Annotated in this window: 18 protein-coding genes; 10 read left to right on the forward strand and 8 right to left on the reverse strand. The window is 65.8% G+C overall.

From position 1 onward, the window contains the following. Positions 1–26: 26 nt before the first annotated feature. The 5 genes from FFS62_RS07290 to FFS62_RS07310 are packed head-to-tail and all read right to left on the reverse strand — an operon-like array spanning position 27 to position 3,427. A complete protein-coding gene (locus tag FFS62_RS07290) occupies positions 27–788 on the reverse strand; it encodes a helix-turn-helix domain-containing protein (protein ID WP_137972100.1) in 762 nt (253 codons plus the stop codon). After that, positions 779–1,261 carry an arsenic resistance N-acetyltransferase ArsN2 gene (arsN2, locus tag FFS62_RS07295; RefSeq protein ID WP_137972101.1) on the reverse strand — a complete coding sequence of 161 codons (483 nt, stop codon included), beginning with the start codon at positions 1,259–1,261 and terminating at the stop codon, positions 779–781. Before arsN2 ends, FFS62_RS07290 begins: the two co-directional genes overlap by 10 nt. A 30-nt stretch (positions 1,262–1,291) precedes the next feature. Further along, on the reverse strand, positions 1,292–1,762 hold the full coding sequence (locus FFS62_RS07300) for an arsenate reductase ArsC (RefSeq protein WP_137972102.1): 471 nt from the start codon (positions 1,760–1,762) through the stop codon (positions 1,292–1,294). A 17-nt stretch (positions 1,763–1,779) separates the two neighbouring features. Further along, entirely contained in the window at positions 1,780–3,063 is a 1,284-nt protein-coding gene (locus FFS62_RS07305; protein ID WP_137972103.1) for an arsenic transporter, read from the reverse strand. 22 nt (positions 3,064–3,085) lie between these two features. Next, complete coding sequence (locus tag FFS62_RS07310) at positions 3,086–3,427, reverse strand: metalloregulator ArsR/SmtB family transcription factor (protein ID WP_137972104.1); 342 nt, start codon at positions 3,425–3,427, stop codon at positions 3,086–3,088. A gap of 228 nt (positions 3,428–3,655) precedes the next feature. Here FFS62_RS07310 and FFS62_RS07315 point away from each other — a divergent pair, with 228 nt between their 5' ends. From FFS62_RS07315 to FFS62_RS07335, 5 genes are read left to right on the forward strand one after another with little or no spacing between them, the layout of a single operon-like run. Then, positions 3,656–4,207 (forward strand): chalcone isomerase family protein, encoded by a 552-nt coding sequence (locus FFS62_RS07315; RefSeq protein ID WP_137972105.1) that lies wholly within the window; start codon positions 3,656–3,658, stop codon positions 4,205–4,207. Positions 4,208–4,218: 11 nt separating this feature from the next. Next, positions 4,219–4,755, forward strand: coding sequence for a DUF3833 domain-containing protein (locus tag FFS62_RS07320; RefSeq protein ID WP_137972106.1), 537 nt, complete (start codon positions 4,219–4,221; stop codon positions 4,753–4,755). A gap of 26 nt (positions 4,756–4,781) precedes the next feature. Then, complete coding sequence (locus tag FFS62_RS07325) at positions 4,782–5,087, forward strand: DUF6482 family protein (protein ID WP_137972107.1); 306 nt, start codon at positions 4,782–4,784, stop codon at positions 5,085–5,087. Further along, entirely contained in the window at positions 5,084–6,625 is a 1,542-nt protein-coding gene (locus FFS62_RS07330) for a cryptochrome/photolyase family protein (protein ID WP_137972108.1), read from the forward strand. The genes FFS62_RS07325 and FFS62_RS07330 overlap by 4 nt, the downstream gene beginning before the upstream one ends. Further along, positions 6,622–6,795 (forward strand): DUF2256 domain-containing protein, encoded by a 174-nt coding sequence (locus FFS62_RS07335; RefSeq protein WP_137972109.1) that lies wholly within the window; start codon positions 6,622–6,624, stop codon positions 6,793–6,795. Before FFS62_RS07330 ends, FFS62_RS07335 begins: the two co-directional genes overlap by 4 nt. Before the next feature lie 78 nt (positions 6,796–6,873). Here FFS62_RS07335 and FFS62_RS07340 read toward each other — a convergent pair whose 3' ends face one another. The 3 genes from FFS62_RS07340 to FFS62_RS07350 form a co-directional block, all read right to left on the reverse strand. After that, on the reverse strand, positions 6,874–7,803 hold the full coding sequence (locus FFS62_RS07340; protein ID WP_137972110.1) for a MurR/RpiR family transcriptional regulator: 930 nt from the start codon (positions 7,801–7,803) through the stop codon (positions 6,874–6,876). Positions 7,804–7,870: 67 nt separating this feature from the next. Next, a complete protein-coding gene (locus FFS62_RS07345) occupies positions 7,871–8,983 on the reverse strand; it encodes a succinylglutamate desuccinylase/aspartoacylase family protein (RefSeq protein ID WP_137972111.1) in 1,113 nt (370 codons plus the stop codon). A gap of 68 nt (positions 8,984–9,051) precedes the next feature. Further along, positions 9,052–9,825 (reverse strand): ABC transporter substrate-binding protein, encoded by a 774-nt coding sequence (locus FFS62_RS07350; RefSeq protein ID WP_137972112.1) that lies wholly within the window; start codon positions 9,823–9,825, stop codon positions 9,052–9,054. Between the two features lie 440 nt (positions 9,826–10,265). Between FFS62_RS07350 and FFS62_RS07355 the strand changes: the two genes are divergently transcribed. From FFS62_RS07355 to FFS62_RS07375, 5 genes are all read left to right on the forward strand, one after another. Next, complete coding sequence (locus FFS62_RS07355; RefSeq protein ID WP_256662139.1) at positions 10,266–12,032, forward strand: cyanophycinase; 1,767 nt, start codon at positions 10,266–10,268, stop codon at positions 12,030–12,032. An 89-nt stretch (positions 12,033–12,121) separates the two neighbouring features. After that, positions 12,122–12,448 (forward strand): hypothetical protein, encoded by a 327-nt coding sequence (locus FFS62_RS07360; protein WP_137972114.1) that lies wholly within the window; start codon positions 12,122–12,124, stop codon positions 12,446–12,448. A gap of 59 nt (positions 12,449–12,507) precedes the next feature. After that, positions 12,508–13,803: an OprD family porin gene (locus FFS62_RS07365; RefSeq protein ID WP_137972115.1), complete on the forward strand. Its 1,296-nt coding sequence runs from the start codon at positions 12,508–12,510 to the stop codon at positions 13,801–13,803. A gap of 157 nt (positions 13,804–13,960) precedes the next feature. Continuing rightward, on the forward strand, positions 13,961–14,722 hold the full coding sequence (locus FFS62_RS07370; RefSeq protein WP_137972116.1) for a transporter substrate-binding domain-containing protein: 762 nt from the start codon (positions 13,961–13,963) through the stop codon (positions 14,720–14,722). Positions 14,723–14,798: 76 nt separating this feature from the next. After that, positions 14,799–16,061 (forward strand): cyanophycinase, encoded by a 1,263-nt coding sequence (locus tag FFS62_RS07375; protein WP_137972117.1) that lies wholly within the window; start codon positions 14,799–14,801, stop codon positions 16,059–16,061. Positions 16,062–16,080 lie beyond the last annotated feature (19 nt).

Below are 16,080 nucleotides of genomic sequence, written 5' to 3' on the forward strand. Positions count from 1 at the left end.
TTCCTCAGAATGCGAGGGTGTCAGTGTCAGTAATCCGGGAAGCGGTTTACTTGAAGGATTTTGTGGTCGTTGGCCTGCGATGGCCGCAGCCCGAAGGTGCGCAGGCAGATGCGTGACAGGTGCGCCGAGTCGGCGAAGCCGGCGGCGTGGGCTACCTCGGTCGCACCCTGGGCGCCGCTCAGCGCCTCCAGGGCCCGGCGCAGTTTCTGCCAGAGCAGCAGCTTGCGCAGTGGAATGCCGATGCTGTCCTGCAGCCAGTGCGAGCAGTGGGCCTGGGTGCTCGGGTAGCGCAGGCGGAAGGATTGCCAGATCTGCTCCGCCGTGGTCTCGATATCGGCGTCCTGTACCAGGGCCAGCAGATGCTCCAGGCGCGGATTGGCGGTGGCCGATGGCTGCTGATTGTCGGTCAGCAAGCCATCCAGCCAGGCATCGAACGCCTGCTGCGTCGCTACCGCGGCCAGCCGTGTTCGATCCGCAGCGGCCACCTCGAAGCGATGAGCCGCATTCGGGCTGACACGCGCCCAGCGCAGCAGCCGTGCATAGGCCGGGTGGCTCGGCTCGACCGTGATGCTGATGTGCGCCTGTGGGCGGACGAAGCGGCGCCGGATCTCCGGAGCCAGCAGCCAGGCATCTGCCGTCGCAATGGATTGGTCGTCGAATTCCAGCGCCAGTGGCTCACCATCCGCCAGCAGCAGGGTCATTCCCGGACGCTGGTTGTAGCCGTTGGGTAGGGCTCCAGCCGTCACGATGAAGCAGGCCCGGCCGATCAGCAGATGATTTATGGCCATGCGGCCTCGTCACCTGCCGGAGCATTTCCCGCGAGAGCTTTGCGCAGGTAGCTGGCCGAGGCTGGGCAGAGCGATTTGAATTGCGCGGTTCCTGCTATCTCGGCTGGCGCCAGTTGGCGCGGCGCCGGCAGGTAGCCGATTCGCTCGAAGAACGGCGCCTGGTTGGTGGTCAGCAGGTGCAGGCTCTCGATTCCGCTGTCGCGTGCGAGCCTCTCCATCTCGCTGACCACCAGGCTTCCAAGCCCGCGCCTTCTGTGCCGCGCAACGATCAGTACGGAGCGCAGCAGCGCAACTGGCCCATAGACCTCCAGCCCTGCATAGCCAACGTGCTGCCCCGCGAGCTGGAAGGCATAGAAGACCCGACCGGGCAGCGCCACATCATCATCCGGTAGCCCTGCCTCCCGCAGCGCCTGGGCGAGAGCCGCAAGCCCGGTTGGCGAAACGGCTGAGAACTGGAGCGCTGCACTGGTCATCACACTCTCCGGTTTCGGGACGATAGGCGCTTACAGGATGCCGATGCCGTCCAGCGCACGCTTGAGCTCATCGCGGCTCAGGCGCTCGAAGGGCAGGGCGAGGAACACGCGGCAGCGCTGCTCGATACGCGCCAGTGTGGCACGGAAGGCAGCGTCCACTTCGCTCTCGTCACCCTGCACGTCGGACGGATCTTCCAGGCCCCAGTGAGCCTTCAGCGCCGGGCCGAAGTACACCGGGCAGGCCTCGCCCGCCGCCTTGTCGCAGACGGTGATGACGATGTCCGGCGGATTGCCCTCGAAGGCATCGTTGCCCTTGCTGCTCAGCCCGTCGATGGAGATGCCTGCGTGCTGCAGGGTAGTGAGGCTGCGCGGCAGCACCTGCCCCTTCGGGAAGCTGCCGGAACTGACGGCCTCGAAACCTTCGGGCGCCAGGTGATTGAACATCGCCTCGGAAAGGATGCTGCGGCAGCTGTTGGCCGTGCACATGAAGAGAATTCGCATGTTGTGCTCCCGAACTATCAAATGGCCAGGCGCAGGGCCAGGGCCGAAAGGGTGACAAGCAGAACCGGCAGGGTCAGCAGGATGCCGACCTTGAAGTAGTAGCCCCAGGTGATGCGGATGCCCTTGCGTTCCAGCACGTGCAGCCAGAGCAGGGTGGCCAGGCTGCCGATGGGGGTGATCTTCGGGCCCAGGTCGCAGCCGATGACGTTGGCGTAGATCATCGCCTCGCGGACGATGCCGCTGGAGTCGCTGGCCTGGATCGACAGCGCGCCGATCAGCACGCTGGGCATGTTGTTCATCACCGAGGACAGCACCGCCGACAGCAGCCCAGTGCCCAGGGCCGCAGCCCACACGCCCTGCTCGGCGAGGCGATTCAGGACCAGGGTGAGGGAGTCGGTGAGGCCGGCATTCTTCAGTCCGTAGACCACCAGGTACATGCCCAGCGAGAAGATCACCACCTGCCAGGGCGCCTCACGCAGCACTCGCCGAGTGGAGATCACATGCCCCTTGGCCGCTACGGCGAAGAGGATGGCCGCACACACCGCCGCCACCGCGCTGATGGGGATGCCCAGGGGCTCCAGGGCAAACAGGCCGACCAGCAGCACCAGCAGCATCCACCAGCCGACGACGAAGGTCGAACGGTCGCGGATTGCCTCGGCGGGCGCCTTCAGCACTTCGGGGGCGTACTGCGCTGGGATGTCGCGGCGGAAGAACAGGTAGAGCACCAGCAGGGTCGCGGCGACGCTGACCAGGTTGACCGGCACCATCACCGAGGCGTACTCGGCGAAGCCCAGGTCGAAATAGTCCGCCGAGACGATGTTCACCAGGTTCGATACCACCAGCGGCAGGCTGGCGGTGTCCGCGATGAACCCGGCGGCCATGACGAATGCCAGCGTGGTGGCGGCGGAGAAGCGCAGCGCCAGCAGCATGGAGATCACGATGGGCGTGAGGATCAGCGCGGCACCGTCATTGGCGAACAGCGCGGAAACGGCGGCGCCCAACAGCACGCAGAAGGCGAACAGGCGATGCCCGTTGCCACCCGCCCAGCGCGCCACATGCAGGGCGGCCCATTCAAAGAAACCGGCCTCGTCGAGTAGCAGGCTGATGATGATCACCGCGATAAAGGTCGCGGTGGCATTCCACACGATGGCCCATACGGTGGGGATGTCCTGCAGCGATACGGCACCGACCGCGAGGGCGATGACGGCTCCCAGCGCGGCACTCCAGCCAACGCCAAGGCCCTTGGGTTGCCAGATGACCAGGACGAGGGTGAACAGAAAGACGGCAGCGGCAATCAGCATGGCGGACTCTTACGGATGAGGATCAGCAGCAGGTACGGACGGGGCGCCCATCCATGTTGCAAAGGCGAGAGGTGTCGCTCGCCAGCCAGTCGGCATTGGCTTGCAGGGTCAGCTTGAGCACTTCTGCGGCCCAGGCCGGCAACTGCGGATTGAGACGGTAATAGACCCATTGGCCCTGACGGCGGTCGAGCAGCAGGCCGGCGCTGCGCAGCAGGGCCAGATGGCGGGAGATCTTGGGTTGGCTGTCGTCCAGCGCGCACATGAGCTCGCAGACGCACAGCTCTCCGTGCTCGGCGATCAGCAGGGTGGCGCGGGCGCGGGTCTCGTCGGAGAGGCACTTGAAGAGCTCGGGCGGGGTTAGCACGGCGGTCGCTCATTACATATGGTTTTTCGAATATACGGAAACTCATATGCGATGAACAGAGCCGCAGTAAGCCGCTTCCAGCCGAAGTTGCCCGTCGATGTGGCCGATTTCGCTCGTGGGATCTGACAGGCGCGCACGACCGACCGACGAAAGATTTTCTGAAAAACCTATACAGAATTTCGTGTTTGTATAAGTATTGTCGTGTGTGAGCAGACCTAGAGAATCGCCATGGTCCTGGCCATTTCCACTTCCCCGACGCTGCGCCGTATTGCCCTGCTGTGGTTGCTGATGGCGGCGCCATCGGCCTGGGCGGACTGGCGTACCGAGCTTCCCGGTGCCGCACTGGTCGGCCAGGGTGACTTCACCTGGTTCGGCTGGCGGGTGTATCAGGCCCGTCTGTGGAGTCCTGCGACGGCAGTGAGCTGGGAACAACCCTTTGCCCTGGAACTGATCTACCGCCGCGAGCTGTCGCGGGACACCCTGGTGCAAGCCAGCCTGGAGGAGATGCGCCGGCTGGGCGGCCCCTCGCTCGATGAGGCCCGCCTGGCGGCCTGGGACGGCGAGATGCGCAAGGCTTTCGTCGATGTGCAGCCGGGCCAGCGCATCACCGGCCTCTACCAGCCGGGCGAGGGCGGCAGCTTCTATATCGACGGCCAGTTCCGTCACGCGGTGGCCGACACCGACTTCGCCTGCGCCTTCTTCGCCATCTGGCTGGACGCCCGCACTCGCCATCCCGAGCTGCGCCGCGAGCTGCTGGGGCTCAACGAGACAAGCCCATGAGGAGGCCGACGATGCGCATCGGGATCTGTTTGCTGTGCGTCCTGCTGCTGAGCGCTTGCGGCAGTGTCGAGGTCGAGCACTACGCCAATGAGCGCCCGCAGCTGGATCTGCCGGGGTACTTCTCGCGCCCGGTGCAGGCCTGGGGCATCTTCCAGAATCGCTCGGGTGAGGTGGTCAAGCGCTTCACGGTCGACATCACCAGCCGCCGCGAGGGTGAGCGGCTGATCCTCGACGAGCGCTTTCTCTACAGCGACGGCACCCGCCAACAGCGAATCTGGAACCTGGTTCCGGCCGGCGAGGGGCGCTGGCGAGGGCGCGCCGCGGACGTGATCGGCGAGGCTCAGGGCGAGGTGGCGGGCAATGCCCTGCGCTGGCGCTATCGACTGAACCTGGAGGTGGACGGCACGACCTGGGAAGTGGACTTCGATGACTGGATGTACCTGATGGACGAGGACACCCTCATCAACCGTTCGAGCATGAGCAAGCTCGGCGTCGAACTGGGCCAGGTGACCCTGTTCTTCCGCCGCGACTCCGCCTCGGACAACTGACCAGGTGCGATCCGGAGGGTAGGGCGATGAATCTTCAGCAACTGGGCGATGCCGCGCTGGCGGGCCATGTCGAGGGTCTCGAGGTGGTGTCCCTGGAGGGTGGCTTCTACATCCTGCAGGCCAGGCTCGCCTCGGGCCTCGAGCCGCTGCGCGACGAGCAGGGCAAGGTGCTGCACCTGCGCTCGTCCACTCAGGTCCGCGAGCTGCTGCAGGATCTGCCGCGCCTGCCCTGTGAACTGGTGCAGCACTGTGCCCACGACGAGATGTGCGGCGTTCGCGAGGGCGCGATCGAGCCGCTGCGCCTGCCGCTGTCGCTGGAGCAGCGCTGGTGAGCGACGGCATCCGCCGCCTCGGTCTGGTGCTGGGCGACCAGCTCAGCTTCGACCTCTCGCTGTTCGATGCCCTCGACCCGGCCCGCGACGCGGTGCTGATGGCCGAGGTGAGCGAGGAGGCGCGCTACGTGCCGCATCACCCGCAGAAGATCGTGCTGGTCTTCAGCGCCATGCGCCACTTCGCGCAAGCGCTGGAGGCGCGCGGCTGGCGGGTGATCTATGTGCGCCTCGATGCCGTCGACAATAGCGGCAGCCTGGCGGGGGAGTTGCGCCGCTGGCACGACGCCCTGGGTGGTCCGGAACTGCACCTCACCGAATGCGGCGAGTGGCGGGTGGAGGAGGCGCTGCGTGCCAGCGGATTGCCGCTGAACTGGCACGTCGACCGCCGTTTCCTCTGTTCCCGCGAAGAGTTCGCGCGTTGGGCGGGCAGTCGCCGGCAGCTGCGCATGGAGCTGTTCTACCGCGAGATGCGCCGGCGCAGCGGGCTGTTGCTGGAGCCCGACGGCGGGCCGCTGGGCGGCAGCTGGAACTTCGATGCCGACAATCGCAAGGCCCTGCCGAAAGGTGCGCGCGGTCCGTTTCCCGCGCGCTTCGGGCAGGACGCGATCACCCGCGAGGTGGTGGCCCTGGTGGCCGAGCGGTTCGCCAGCCATTACGGTCGCCTGGAAGGCTTCGACTACCCGGTGACCCACGCCCAGGCGCAGGAACTCTGGCAGCACTTCCTGGAGTTCTCCCTGCCGTCGTTCGGCGACTATCAGGACGCCATGGTCGAGGGCGAGCCCTACCTGTTCCATGCGCGCATCAGCGCCGCCCTCAACATCGGCCTGCTGGACCTGCGCCAGCTGTGCGCCGACGTGGAGAGCGCCCATCGTCAGGGCTGGGTGCCGCTCAACGCGGCCGAAGGCTTTATCCGCCAGCTGATCGGCTGGCGCGAGTACGTACGCGGCATCTACTGGCTGCGCATGCCGGACTACGCCGCGCTCAATGTGTTCGGCAATAGCCGGGCGCTGCCGGAGTTCTATTGGACCGGCCGCACCGAGATGCGCTGCATGGCCCGGGCGATCGGCCAGACGCTGGAGCTGGGCTATGCCCATCACATCCAGCGGCTGATGGTGACCGGCAACTTCGCCCTGCTCGCCGGTATCGCTCCCGCGGCCATCTGCGAGTGGTACCTGGCGGTGTACCTGGACGCCTTCGAGTGGGTCGAGCTGCCCAACACCCTGGGCATGGTGATGCACGCCGACGGCGGCTACCTGGGCTCCAAGCCCTATTGCGCCAGCGGCCGCTACATCCAGCGGATGTCCGATCACTGCGCCGCCTGCCGCTACCGGGTAGACCGGGCGATCGAGGACGATGCCTGCCCGTTCAACTCGCTCTACTGGCACTTCCTGATGCGCCATCGCGATCGCCTCGGCCGCAACCCGCGCATGGCCATGGCCTATCGCAACCTGCAGCGCATGGACGAGTCCCGCGTCAGCGCGCTGTGGCAGCGTGGCGAGCAGCTGCTGGCGCGTCTGGATGGCGGAGAGGCGCTGTGAAGAAGCCCCATCTGCCGCAGAAGACCTGCGTGGTCTGCGGCCGGCCATTCGCCTGGCGGCGCCGCTGGGCACGCTGCTGGGAGGAGGCGCGCTACTGCTCCGCGCGTTGCCGTGGCCAGCGCCACGCGACTACCGGTGGCGACCAGGCGAGCGTTATTGCACCGCGCTAGGTGACCACCCATAAGCAAAAACCGGAGCCTGTAGCGGGCTCCGGTTCTGGTCTTGCGGCTTCACCTCAAGGGCGCAGGTCATTCCTTGCGTTTGCGCATGGTCTTGCGCGCGCGCGGCTGCTCTGCCGGTATGTGCAGGTACGACAGCACGCTTTCCGTGAGTTCGGCGGCCAGCTTTACCGCCTCCTTGTTGCGGGTCATCACGGCGGCGACCAGGCTCTCGATCAGCGCCAGCACCACCGTATTCGAACTGATCAGCATGGGGTGGTCGGCGGGGGCGAAAAGCACGTACTCGGCCAATCGCACCAGGGGCGAGGCGGGCGAGTCGGTAATGGCCAGTACGCGAGCGCCGCGCTCGTTGGCGAAGCGCGCCAGATGGATGGTGTCCAGCGAGTAGCGTGGCAGCGAGATCGCCAGCAGCACGTCGTTCTCGGTGATGGCGGCCAGGCGATAGGCCGCGTTCTCGTTGCCGCCTTCCATGCTGATGGCGACGGCGTCGGCGCAGTAGGGCACCAGGTTGGCGGCCGCCAGGCCGGCCATGTAGGCACTGTTGCCGAAGCCGAGTATGTAGATGCGGCGGGCCTGTATCAGGCAGTCGACGAAGGCTTCGAAGGTCGCCGGGCTGTTGCTGTTGGCGGCCGTGCCGAGGTTGCCGCTGGCGACCTGAATCTGCTCGTGCAGGCCGAAGGCGCCGTCCGGGCGCTGGGCCATTTCGTTGCGCAGCTTGTCCACCGGCGACACCAGGTCCTGCAGGGTGGCCACCAGGGCGGCCTTGAGCGCGCTGAAGCCGCTCAACTTGAGGGCGCGGGCCAGGCGATTGACCGCCGCGGCGGAGGTGGATGTCTCCTGGGCCAGCTCCTCGATGGTCAGGGTCGCGGCCTTCAGCGGATGGCGAAGGATGAAGTCGGCCACCTTGCGCAGGGACGGCTGCAGGTCGGGCGAGGCCGATGCCAGCTTGCGCATCACCGGGGAGGTATAGACGGTCAGATCGTTCGGCGCTGGGGTCATGTGAGCGGCGGCGTTGTCGATGGGCTGGGGCGGCAGTGTATCCGATGGTGCTGCGTCTGCGGCAGCGTCAGTCGCTCAGTAGGCGGCCGCTGCGGATCGGCATGGCGCCGGCCACTTTGGCCAACCACAGGCCGGGCTGGGCAAAGCGCAGGCGCTCGCGGGCATACAGCAGGCCGTCGGTGGTGGCGCGCACGATGCTGTGTTGGCCGGAGAGCGGATCGATGACCTCGAACAGGGGATCGCCCACCGCTACCCGTGCGCCCAAGGGCTGCAGATAGCTGACCACGCCCGGGTGCGGCGGGTAGGCGTACTGGGCGCCAGCGAAGGGCGTTGCCGGGCACTGGTGCTCGGGCCGGTTCGGCCAGCTGCCGTCGATGAAGCCCTGTTCCGCGAGGAAGGCGAGGATAGCCTCGGCGTCTGCCTCGGCGCGCTGCGCCTCGGTATCGGCCATGCCACCGAGTTCGATGGTGGTGGCCAGGCAGGCAGCGGGAATCGCCGCATCGGGAAAGGCCGCGGCCAGCTTCAGCCAGGGTGTGGCGCAGGCCTCGTCGAACGACTGACCGCCGGAGTCTTCGGCCAGCAGCGCCGCCTGTGCGCTCAGGTGCGCGGCCAGCCCGGATAGCCGAGGCCACAGCTGGGGCAGGGCGTAGAGCAGCAGGACCGACTCGAAGTCGCAGTGAAGGTCGAGCACCAGATCGGCCGTGCAGGCATGGCCGAGCAGCAACCGCTGCAATCCTTCCAGGGGCGTTCCGGCCGGTGGCAGGTCCTGCAGGGCGCCGACCATCAGCTCGCGTATCAATGCAAGGTTGTCTGCCGCATCGTCGCCCAGAAGCGAGTGGAGCTTGGGCGCGATCAGCGCGGCCAGATCCGGGAAGTCGCGGTTGAAGTTCTTGCCGCTGGCAAAGTCGAAGCGGCCCTGGTGGGTGGACTGGAACACCTGGGCCAGACCGATCGGGTTGGCGACCGGTACCAGCTCGATGCGGCCGAGTAGCTGTCCGTTCGCCTCCAGCGCGGTGAGGCGTTGACGCAGGGCCACGGCTACGCGCATCCCGGGTAATTCGTCGGCGTGCAAGGCCGCCTGAATGTAGGCCTTGCGCGGCCCCTGGCCGAAGTGCAGCACGCTCAGTTGGCGCTGCGTGCCGGGGCTGTTCCAAGGGAGGGGGTGATCGATCCGTATCATGGCTTACCTGGAATGTCGGCAGAAAAAAGGGGTATCCGGACTCGCCGGATACCCCTGTGCACAGGCTCTTACTGGCCGTAGATGTCGTATGCGAAGTACTTGCCCTGGACTTCTTCGTACTTGCCGTTGGCGCGCAGGGCGGCGATGGCGTTGCTGAATTTCTCGGCGGTGGCGGCATCACCCTTGCGCACGGCAATGCCGGCGCCGTTGCCGAAGTACTTCGGATCGTTGAAGTCCGGGCCGACCAGGGCGAAGCCCTTGCCGCCGTCGGTCTTGAGGAAGCCTTCGCCGATGTTCACCACGTCGGCCAGGGAGGCATCGATACGCCCGGAAGCCAGGTCGAGGAAGGCCTCGTTCTGCGAGCCGTAGCGCACCACTTCGATGCCGGCATCGGCGAATTTGTCGCTGGCGTAGCGATCGTAGGTGGAGGCGCGCTGCACGCCGACCTTCTTGCCCTTGAGGTCGACCAGCGGGTCCTTGACCTCGGTGCCGGCCTTCATCACCAGCTTGCCGGGGGTGTGGTAGTACTTCTTGGTGAAGTCGACGGACTTCAGGCGATCCGGGGTGATCGACATGGACGACAGCACGGCGTCGACCTTGCGCACCTTGAGCGAGGGAATCAGGCCGTCGAAGGCCTGCTCGACCCACTCACACTTGACCTGCATCTGCGCGCACAGCGCATTGCCGATGTCGTAGTCGAAGCCGCTGATCTGCCCATCCGGGGTCTTGAAGGCGAAGGGCGGGTAGGCGGCTTCGATGCCGATACGCAGGGTTTCCTGGGCCTGTGCCAGGGTGGCGCAGGCGGAGAGCGCCAGGGCGCCGAGCAGAGCGATCTTGTTCATCTTATGACTCCAGTTGCGGATGGTTGGCCACCCTCGCGGGTGAGGTGCATTGCTTCGCCTGGCGGCGAATTTCTCAGCCCTGGCTTTGTGGGCCAGAGCTCCAGTAGCCGCGCAGATGAGGCGGCCTGGCTGTGTTGTGTTGCGGTGGTGAGTGACACGTTTTGTGTCAGCAAAGCTAAGGTCAAGAAAAAATCATGTCAATTGTATTGTTCTCTGAAAAAATAATTTCAGCCTGATGCGGCTGCGAAGAGTGCCGTAATAGAGCTGTTTTAGGCTCAATAAGCTGTCTGTTCGGTCTGTTTCTGTGGTGCTGCCTGGGGTTGATCGCGGAATTTCGTTGGTATACAACATTTCAAATTGACTGATTTATGAAAATAAATGAGTCATTTGGTTGTGTGCCGAACACTCCCTACTCAGAAGAAGAGCAACAAGAAATGAGAATGCAGACCAAACCTGGCGTGCTGCTCGCCACCCTGATTCTTGCCGGCCACTGCGCGCCGACCCTGGCCGAAGGCCATCTGCTGGCCGTCGGCGGCATGCTGCGGGCCAGCAACACCGAGGTCTATCAGAAGCTCATCGAACTGGCCGGCGGCGCCGAGCGGGCGCGCATCGCCATCATGCCCACCGCCAGCGGCAGCCTCGGCTCCAGCAAGCGCTTCCAGGCCGAGCTGCAGGCCCTGGGCGTGCCGGCCGAGCGCATCAGCATCGTCGGTATCGACAAGCAGAACTACCAGACCACCATGAACGACCCGGCCGTGCTCAAGCCGCTGAGCGAGGCCAGCGCCGTGTGGTTCGTCGGCGGCGACCAGGCGCGTATCGCCCGCGCGCTGTACAACGGCGACGGCAGCGAATCGCTGACGCTGAAGGCGGTGCGTGGCGTGTTCGACAAGGGTGGCGTGGTCGCCGGCACCAGCGCCGGCGCCAGCATTCTCGGCTCGACCATGCCGACCGCCTACGGCGTGGTCATGGACACCCTGGACTTCGGCGTGGCGGCCAAGGCCGATCAGCGCGGCACGGCGTTGCTCAAGGGCGCGGGCCTGTTCAAGGCCGGCATCATCGACCAGCACTTCGACCAGATCGAGGAAACCAGCACCGGTCGCGCGGCGCGCATGGCCAGCTACCTGGTCGAGCAGCGGCCGGCCAAGGGCTTCGGTCTGGATACCAATACGGCTATCTGGGTTCAGCCCGGTGGCCAGCTGCAGGTGCTCGGCGAGGGCTACCTGACGGTGATGGATGCCAGCCAGGCGCACAAGGAGTTCGGCCTGTACGGTACCCGCCTGCAGAACGTGCGCCTGGCCATGCTCGGCCATGGCGACCGCTATGACCTGGCCAGCGGCAAGGTCCAGCCAGCCGAGGGCAAGGAGCCGATCACCGCCGGTAACGAATACCTGGTGGGCAACCAGCTGCTCACCGACCTGTCCGCGGTATCCGCCATGTCGCGTGCGGTGCTCTATGGCCTGGCCGACAACACCGCTACCCGCCAGGTGGGGCTGATGACCCGCTACAACCCGGCCAACGGCTACCACTATGGCTATCGCTTCGAGCTCAGCGAGGCCGCCGGATTCCAGGCCCACAGCCGCTTCAACGACTCGCTGACCAACTACACGGTGCAGAACGTGCGCTTGGACATCGCGCCGGTGGATGCCTTCCTGCGTGACCCGGCCCGCAGCAGCCCGCAGGACGCCGCCGCCAGCCGCTGGCCGGACGCGGTGCGCGCGGTGAGTTTCCGCGGCCTGATGACCAGCGATGGCGACAACCGCTTCGAGCCCAAACGCGCGCTGACCCGCTACGAGCTGGCCAACGCGCTGCAGATGACCCTGGCCGCCGAGCCGGCTTTGGACAAGTTGCCCAAGCTCGTCGACATCGAGCAGGACCACCCGCTGCGCGAGCAGATCGAGGTGGCGGTCTCCAATGGCTGGCTGCACAGCGGCGAGCGCTTCGATGGCGAGCGCGAGGTGACCCGGGCGGAGTGGGCGCTGGCCTGCAAGGCGCTGGTCGAGAACTTCGCCAAGACCGATCTGACGCGCCGCGCGCCGCTCAAGGACCTGGCCGGTACCGATCCCGCCGCCGCCGAGGCCGCCGAGCTGCTGGTCGGCGAGGGGTGGATGAGCGCCGATTCCGGCCGCTTCCAGCCACAGCAAACCGTCAGCCGGGAAGAGGCCGCACGCAGCCTGGCTCGCCTGATCGGGCTCGCCAAACCGTCCTGACCGCCTGATACGCAACCGAACACGCCCTGTCGTGACAGGGCGGACGGGCAGCGTTTGCCCGCGAGAAAACCAGAAAACGAGATGTACCGATGCAACTGAACAATCTGGAGCTGTTCGCCCTGGACAAGCTGCTGCACGACCACCAGCCCGCGGCCCAGGCGCTGCGCACTTCCGAGGTGCGCGTGCTGGAGCGCGTCGAGACGCCGGCCGGCTTCTTCGCGGTGATCGAGCTGCAGCAGCGACTGCGCGATGTCGGCGAGTTCGCCGAGCGCGAATGGAAATTCAAGCTGAAGAGCCCGAAGAAGACCGCGGGCTACTTCGTCTGCTGGCCGGATGGCGAATCGACGCTGTGCCTGGAGGCGGTGATCAGCAAGGGCAGGCGCCCAGAGGTGCTGACAGCAGAACTCTTTGTCTGACCGGGCAAAAACCAAGAAGGGCCGCAGGCCCGCCAACAACACTAGAAATGGAGTAAGGCATGAACCTCGTGAAACTGAGTTGTCTCGCCCTGGCGGTCGCCACCGCCAGCAGCCAGCTGGCCGTGGCTGGCCAGGCCGATGCCAAGGGCTTTGTCGAAGACAGCGAGCTGAGCCTGCTGAATCGCAACTACTACTTCCAGCGCGACTTCAAGAACAACCCGGGTGGCCAGAACTACCGCGAGGAGTGGGCCCACGGCGTGATGGCCGAGTTCGCCTCGGGCTTCACCCAGGGCACCGTCGGCTTCGGCGCCGATGCCTATGGCTACATGGGCATCAAGCTGGACAGCGGTCGCGGCCGTACCGGCACCGGTCTGCTGCCGATCAGCGACGAGGGCCGTGCCCAGGATGAATACGGCGAGGCCGGCGGCGCCGCCAAGCTGCGCATTTCCGAGACCGTGCTGAAGTACGGCGAGATGCGTACCGAGGCACCGGTATTCGCCACTGCCCATAGCCGTCTGCTGCCGGAAACCGCCACCGGTTTCCATGTCAGCAGCGGCGAGATCGACGGCCTGGCCCTGGAGGCCGGTCACTTCACCGCCTACAACAACCGCAACTCGACCAACAGTGACGAGGAGCTGTACCTCAACTACGGCAGCGGCGAGATCGGCCAGACCATCGACTTCGCCGGCGGCTGGTACAACGTCAGCGACGACCTGGCCCTGGGCCTGTACGCCTCGCGCTTCGAGGACACCTGGAACCAGTACTACGGCAACCTCAACTACACCCTGAGCATCAGCGAAGGGCAGAGCCTGAACTTCGACCTCAACCTGTACCGCACCAGCGATACCGGTGATGCCCTGCAGGGCGACATCAGCAACACCACCTACAGCCTGGCGGCCACCTACGCCCTGGGTTCGCACTCGATCCTGCTGGCCTATCAGCGCGTCAACGGCGACACCCCGTTCGACTACGTCGGCGGTGACTCGATCTTCCTCTCCAACTCCATGCAGTACTCCGACTTCAACGCACCGAACGAGAAGTCCTGGCGCATCGGTTATGGCTACGACTGGAGCGGCCTCGGCGTCCCCGGCCTGACCACCAAGGTCACCTACGTCAAGGGCAGCGATATCGATGGCACCGACGCGGATGTGAACGGCGGCTACGTCGGTTACTACGGCGAGGACGGCAAGCACAGCGAGACCGACATCGACATCAAGTACGTCGTCCAGGAGGGTCCGGCCAAGGACCTGTCCGTACGCCTGCGCCAGGCCTTCCACTACGCCAATGGTGACCAGGGCGAGGGCGACCTGCACGAGTTCCGCGTGATCGTCGACTACCCGCTGAGCATCCTGTGATGTTGCGGCCCGTGTCACCTGTCACGGGCCGCCTGTAGGGCCGCGGGCCTCCGTACCTCATGCGCGGAGGCCGGCTGCTTTGATTCAAGGTCTGCTCGATTGCTCCTTTGGCCTTGAGGCGCCTGCCCGGCGCCTTTTTTTCTCGTGGGAGTGACACATGCGATTTGTTTGCCTGCTGCTTGGCATGTTCATGACGCTTTCGGCCCAGGCCGAGACGCTGCGCATCGCCATGGAAGGACAATTTCCGCCCTTCGAGGAGCTCGACCAGAACGGTCGCCTCAAGGGCTTCAACGTCGACATCGCCAACGCCCTGTGCGTGCAGATGCGCGCCCGCTGCGAGCTGCAGCGCTTCGCCTGGGACGACCTGATCCCGGCACTGCGCGAGCGCCGTACGGACCTGATCCTGGCGTCGATGTCGATCACCGAGGAACGCCAGGCCCTGGTCGACTTCACCCAGCGCTACGCGCACACCCCGGCCTTCTTCTTCGCCCGCGAGGGCACCGTCAACGAGGTGATCATCACCCCGCGGCGCCTGGCCGGAAAACGCATCGGCGTGCAGCTCGAGACCACCTATGACCGCTTCCTCGCCGCCCGCTACGAAAAGCACCTGCCCATCGTGCGCTTCGCCAGCGCCGCAGAAACCTACCAGGCCCTGGAACGCGGCGAAGTGGACCTGGTGCTGGACGACGCGGTGTCCGGCTACTTCGGCTTCCTCCAGTCCGAGCGCGGCAAGGGCTTCGAACGCGTCGGCAACGCCGTGCAGGCTCCCAAGTTCTTTGGCAAGGGCCAGGGCATCGCCGTGCGCAAGGGCGATGAGGCCCTGCGCGCGCGCCTGGACCAGGCCCTGGTGGCGATTCTCGACAACGGCGTCTACCGCCGCATCGAGCGCCAGTACTTCCAACGCTTCAGCGTTTATTGATTCCCCGTTTCCGCAGTACCCGTTGCACAACATCCACAACAACGCTGCAGACAACTGCAGCCACGGAGAACTGAAGATGAGACTGAGCAAACTGTGTCGCCACGCCGTTCTGCTGATTACCCTGATACCCGGCCTGGGGCATGCGGCAGGCGCGCTACTGCTGGTCGGCGGCGGCCTCAAGGATGACAACGCGGCCATCTACCAGCGCTTTATCCAGCTGGCCGGTGGCAGCGGCCAGGCCAAGATCGGCGTGATCACCGCCGCCTCCATTCCGGAGAGCCAGGACCCGGATGCCGGCACCGCCAACGCCTCCAACTCCAAGGCCAACGGCGCCTACTACGCCAACCTGCTGAAGACCTACGGCGCGGTCAAGGCCGAGTGGATCCCCATCGACCTGGACAACATCGCCAACAGCAGCAACCCGACCGTGGTCAGCCAGATAAATGGCATGACCGGCTTCTTCTTCGGCGGAGGCGACCAGTCGCGCCTGGTGCAGACGCTGCAGAACGCCAGCCGCGGCGACACCCCGGCGCTGGCCGCGATCCGCAGCAAGTACGCGGCGGGGGCCGTGCTGGCCGGCACCAGCGCCGGTACCGCGATCATGGTCGACGGGCCGATGGTCACCGGTGGCGAGAGCTACGAGGCGCTGCGCTACGGGCCTTACACCACGCCGTCCGGAGACGACCTGGCGTATGACCCGCAAGGCGGCTTCCGCTTCTTCAACTATGGCCTGCTGGATACCCACTTCAGCGAGCGGGGCCGCCAGGGCCGCATCGTGCGCCTGGCCGACTACACCAACGTGCCGTTCGCCTTCGGCGTGGACGAGAACACCGGCCTGCTGGTGCAGAACAATGCCAGCCTCGGCCAGATGGAAATGGAGGTAATCGGCACCGGCGGCGTGTTCGTCTTCGACCTGCGCAATGCCGAACTGGGCAGTGGCAGCAGCTGGGCGCTGTACGACGTGCTGGCCAGCTACCTGACCAGCGGCGACAAGTATCGCCCGCAGAGCGGCCAGTTCGTGATCGCCAGCGGCAAGACCAGCCTGCGCGGTCGCGAGCAGTACAGCACCGCGATGACCGCCACCGGCGACATCTTCAGCAGCCCCAACAACAGCGGTGCCAATGGCCGGCGCAAGCCGCGCGAGTTCGTGACCGTCAGCGCCGATCTGTTCAACAGCCGCTCCGCCAGCACCCTCGGGCGCACCTATGAGACCAACCCGCGCTATCGCGTCAACCTGGTCAAGAGCACCCAGTTCGACAGCCATGGCTACAAGGGCACCGTGGGCGGGCAGACCATGACCTCCTACCTGCGCCTGCTGGTGGACATGCTCCCCAACTAGCCAACCTGACAGGAGCGGC

The organism is Pseudomonas sp. F(2018), assembly GCF_005508865.1.
Taxonomy (GTDB): domain Bacteria; phylum Pseudomonadota; class Gammaproteobacteria; order Pseudomonadales; family Pseudomonadaceae; genus Aquipseudomonas.